Genomic DNA, 5,080 nt, shown 5'->3' with positions numbered 1-5,080 from the left:
GTAGCCGGTTTGAGTGTGGTGTGTGGTTGTTCTTTGAGAACTCAACAGGGTGCTTGAAAAGCCAGTGCCAATTATGATTTATACCCCGGCCGGGCTTTAAATCCTTCGGGGTTTGGTTTTCTCTAGATTTCGTTGGAGAGTTTGATCCTGGCTCAGGACGAACGCTGGCGGCGTGCTTAACACATGCAAGTCGAGCGGAAAGGCCCTTCGGGGTACTCGAGCGGCGAACGGGTGAGTAACACGTGAGTAACCTGCCCTAGACTTTGGGATAACCCTCGGAAACGGGGGCTAATACCGGATACTCCTTCCTTCTCGCATGGGATGGTCGGGAAAGTTTTTCGGTCTGGGATGGACTCGCGGCCTATCAGCTTGTTGGTGGGGTAATGGCCTACCAAGGCGACGACGGGTAGCCGGCCTGAGAGGGCGACCGGCCACACTGGGACTGAGACACGGCCCAGACTCCTACGGGAGGCAGCAGTGGGGAATATTGCACAATGGGCGGAAGCCTGATGCAGCGACGCCGCGTGAGGGATGACGGCCTTCGGGTTGTAAACCTCTTTCAGCAGGGACGAAGCGAGAGTGACGGTACCTGCAGAAGAAGCGCCGGCCAACTACGTGCCAGCAGCCGCGGTAAGACGTAGGGCGCGAGCGTTGTCCGGATTTATTGGGCGTAAAGAGCTCGTAGGCGGCTTGTCGCGTCGAATGTGAAATCCCGTGGCTCAACTGCGGGTCTGCATTCGATACGGGCAGGCTAGAGTTCGGTAGGGGAGACTGGAATTCCTGGTGTAGCGGTGAAATGCGCAGATATCAGGAGGAACACCGGTGGCGAAGGCGGGTCTCTGGGCCGATACTGACGCTGAGGAGCGAAAGCGTGGGGAGCGAACAGGATTAGATACCCTGGTAGTCCACGCTGTAAACGTTGGGCGCTAGGTGTGGGGGGCCTCTCCGGTCCTCTGTGCCGCAGCTAACGCATTAAGCGCCCCGCCTGGGGAGTACGGCCGCAAGGCTAAAACTCAAAGGAATTGACGGGGGCCCGCACAAGCGGCGGAGCATGCGGATTAATTCGATGCGACGCGAAGAACCTTACCTGGGTTTGACATCACCGCAAATCCTCCAGAGATGGGGGGTCCTTCGGGGGCGGTGACAGGTGGTGCATGGCTGTCGTCAGCTCGTGTCGTGAGATGTTGGGTTAAGTCCCGCAACGAGCGCAACCCTCATCCTATGTTGCCAGCGCGTCATGGCGGGGACTCATGGGAGACTGCCGGGGTCAACTCGGAGGAAGGTGGGGATGACGTCAAGTCATCATGCCCCTTATGTCCAGGGCTTCACGCATGCTACAATGGCCGGTACAATGGGCTGCGATACCGTGAGGTGGAGCGAATCCCAAAAAGCCGGTCTCAGTTCGGATCGGGGTCTGCAACTCGACCCCGTGAAGTCGGAGTCGCTAGTAATCGCAGATCAGCAACGCTGCGGTGAATACGTTCCCGGGCCTTGTACACACCGCCCGTCACGTCACGAAAGTCGGCAACACCCGAAGCCGGTGGCCCAACCCCTTGTGGGAGGGAGCCGTCGAAGGTGGGGCTGGCGATTGGGACGAAGTCGTAACAAGGTAGCCGTACCGGAAGGTGCGGCTGGATCACCTCCTTTCTAAGGAGCACCATCCGGTGAAAGCCGGCATGGAGCCCACGTCATCCGAATGCGATGACGGGGTGCTCAAAGGCGGAGACACTGGCCAGTTTGACGCCGGCAACGGCTGACTCAGTGAGTACACCCTCGCAAGGGGGAAGGAAAGCAGCGAGTTCGGTGCGGCTGGAAGAGAGCGTTTAGCACCCTGTTGAGTCCTGAAGGAACAACCTGCGGGTTGGGTTCTTCAAGGAACTGAACGCCAGGCACGATCTTGCGCGACATACCTTCCACGAGTTGGAGCATGGTGTTGTGTGTGGTGGTTGTGGGTTGGTTGTTTGTTGAGAATTGCACAGTGGACGCGAGCATCTTGTTTTTTGTGGTCAAGTTGTCAAGGGCGAACGGTGGATGCCTTGGCACCAGGAGCCGATGAAGGACGTGGGAGGCGACGATACGCCTGGGGGAGCTGTCAACCAAGCTGTGATCCCAGGATTTCCGAATGGGGGAACCCGGCACCAGTCATGTGGTGTCACCTGCATCTGAATTCATAGGGTGTATGGAGGGAACGCGGGGAAGTGAAACATCTCAGTACCCGCAGGAAGAGAAAACAAAACGTGATTCCGTGAGTAGTGGCGAGCGAAAACGGATCTAGCCTAAACCGGTTGTGCGTGATACCTGTCAGGGGTTGCATCGCCGGGGTTGTGGGATTTCCCGTGGATTGCTGACACAGTCTGAGAGAGTTACAAAGCATATTGTTAGTGGAACAGTCTGGAATGGCTGGCCGTAGACGGTGAAAGCCCGGTACGTGAAAATGGTATGCCTCTCTGTGGAGACACCCGAGTAGCAGCGGACTCCTGAAATCTGCTGTGAATCTGCCAGGACCACCTGGTAAGGCTGAATACTTCCTGGTGACCGATAGCGGACGAGTACCGTGAGGGAATGGTGAAAAGTACCCCGGGAGGGGAGTGAAATAGTACCTGAAACCGTTCGCCTACAATCCGTCGGAGCCTTTAGGGGTGACGGCGTGCCTTTTGAAGAATGAGCCTGCGAGTTAGTGGCATGTGGCGAGGTTAACCCGTGTGGGGTAGCCGTAGCGAAAGCGAGTCTGAACAGGGCGTCAGAGTCGCGTGTCCTAGACCCGAAGCGGAGTGATCTAGCCATGGGCAGGCTGAAGCGGGGGTAAGACCTCGTGGAGGGCCGAACCCACCAACGTTGAAAAGTTGGGGGATGACCTGTGGTTAGGGGTGAAAGGCCAATCAAACTCCGTGATAGCTGGTTCTCCCCGAAATGCATTTAGGTGCAGCGTCACGTGTTTCTTGCCGGAGGTAGAGCACTGGATGGCCTAGGGGCCCTACAAGGTTACTGAAGTCAGCCAAACTCCGAATGCCGGTAAGTGAGAGCGTGGCAGTGAGACTGCGGGGGATAAGCTTCGTAGTCGAGAGGGAAACAGCCCAGATCGCCAGCTAAGGCCCCTAAGCGTGTGCTAAGTGGAAAAGGATGTGGGATCGCATTGACAACCAGGAGGTTGGCTTAGAAGCAGCCATCCTTTAAAGAGTGCGTAATAGCTCACTGGTCAAGTGGTTCCGCGCCGACAATGTAGCGGGGCTCAAGTACACCGCCGAAGCTGTGGCATTCACGTGTTATGCGTGGATGGGTAGGGGAGCGTCGTTCAGCGGGTGAAGCTGCCGGGTGACCGAGTGGTGGACGCTGGACGAGTGAGAATGCAGGCATGAGTAGCGATTGAAGGGTGAGAATCCCTTCCGCCGGATGACCAAGGGTTCCAGGGCCAGGCTAATCCGCCCTGGGTGAGTCGGGACCTAAGGCGAGGCCGAGAGGCGTAGTCGATGGACAACGGGTTGATATTCCCGTACCCGCGAAAGAGCGCCCGTGCCGAACCTCGTTGTGCTAACCACGCGAAGTGTGGGCGGACTTCGGTCCAAACATGTGGAGTCTGGGATCCTGACGGGTAGTAGGCAAGCGATGGGGTGACGCAGGAAGGTAGCTGAGCCCGGTGAGTGGTTGTGCCGGGGTAAGCGTGTAGGCCGTGTCATAGGCAAATCCGTGACACATGAGGCTGAGACGTGATGCCGAGCCGATTCAGGTGAAGTCAGTGATCCTATGCTGCCGAGAAAAGCCTCTAGCGAGTTCTTAGCGGCCCGTACCCCAAACCGACACAGGTGGTCAGGTAGAGAATACCGAGGCGACGGGTGAACTGTGGTTAAGGAACTCGGCAAATTGCCCCCGTAACTTAGGGAGAAGGGGGGCCGGACGCGTGAAGCCCCTTTGCGGGTGGAGCGTGGTATGGCCGCAGAGAGCAGGGGGAAGCGACTGTTTACTAAAAACACAGGTCCATGCGAAGTCGTAAGACGATGTATATGGACTGACGCCTGCCCGGTGCTGGAACGTTAAGGGGACCGGTTAGCTCTTCGGGGCGAGGCTGAGAACTTAAGCGCCAGTAAACGGCGGTGGTAACTATAACCATCCTAAGGTAGCGAAATTCCTTGTCGGGTAAGTTCCGACCTGCACGAATGGCGTAACGACTTCCCCACTGTCTCAACCACAGGCCCGGCGAAATTGCACTACGAGTAAAGATGCTCGTTACGCGCGGCAGGACGGAAAGACCCCGGGACCTTTACTATAGCTTGACATTGGTATTTGGATTGATTTGTGTAGGATAGGTGGGAGCCGGTGAAGCTCGGACGCCAGTTCGGGTGGAGGCAATCTTGAAATACCACTCTGGTTGATCTGGGTATCTAACTTCGGGCCCTTATCGGGTTCAGGGACAGTGTCTGGTGGGTAGTTTAACTGGGGCGGTTGCCTCCTAAAGAGTAACGGAGGCGCCCAAAGGTTCCCTCAGCCTGGTTGGCAATCAGGTGTTGAGTGTAAGTGCACAAGGGAGCTTGACTGTGAGACTGACGGGTCGAGCAGGGACGAAAGTCGGGACTAGTGATCCGGCACTTGCGTGTGGAAGCGGTGTCGCTCAACGGATAAAAGGTACCCCGGGGATAACAGGCTGATCTTCCCCAAGAGTCCATATCGACGGGATGGTTTGGCACCTCGATGTCGGCTCGTCGCATCCTGGGGCTGTAGCAGGTCCCAAGGGTTGGGCTGTTCGCCCATTAAAGCGGTACGCGAGCTGGGTTTAGAACGTCGTGAGACAGTTCGGTCCCTATCCGCCGCGCGCGTAGGATACTTGAGAAGGGCTGTCCCTAGTACGAGAGGACCGGGACGGACGAACCTCTGGTGTGCCAGTTGTCCTGCCATGGGCATGGCTGGTTGGCTACGTTCGGAAGGGATAACCGCTGAAAGCATCTAAGCGGGAAGCTCGCTTCAAGATGAGGTATCCCACCCACTTCGGTGGGGTAAGGCTCCCAGTAGATGACTGGGTTGATAGGCCGGAGATGTAAGCACGGTAACGTGTTGAGTTGACCGGTACTAATAGGCCGAGGACTTGACT

Annotated in this window: 2 rRNA genes; both read left to right on the top strand. The window is 57.2% G+C overall.

The annotated features are described in order from the left end of the window. Positions 1 to 129: 129 nt before the first annotated feature. Positions 130 to 1,647 (top strand): 16S ribosomal RNA (locus tag OP04_RS47940). Positions 1,648 to 2,004: 357 nt separating this feature from the next. Next, a 23S ribosomal RNA gene (locus OP04_RS47935) occupies positions 2,005 to 5,080 on the top strand. The 16S and 23S rRNA genes sit together here, the layout of an rRNA operon.

It is taken from the genome of Catenuloplanes japonicus (genome assembly GCF_000717135.1).
Classification (GTDB): Bacteria; Actinomycetota; Actinomycetes; order Mycobacteriales; family Micromonosporaceae; genus Catenuloplanes; species Catenuloplanes japonicus.
This window is presented reverse-complemented; position numbering and strand designations above follow the sequence as displayed.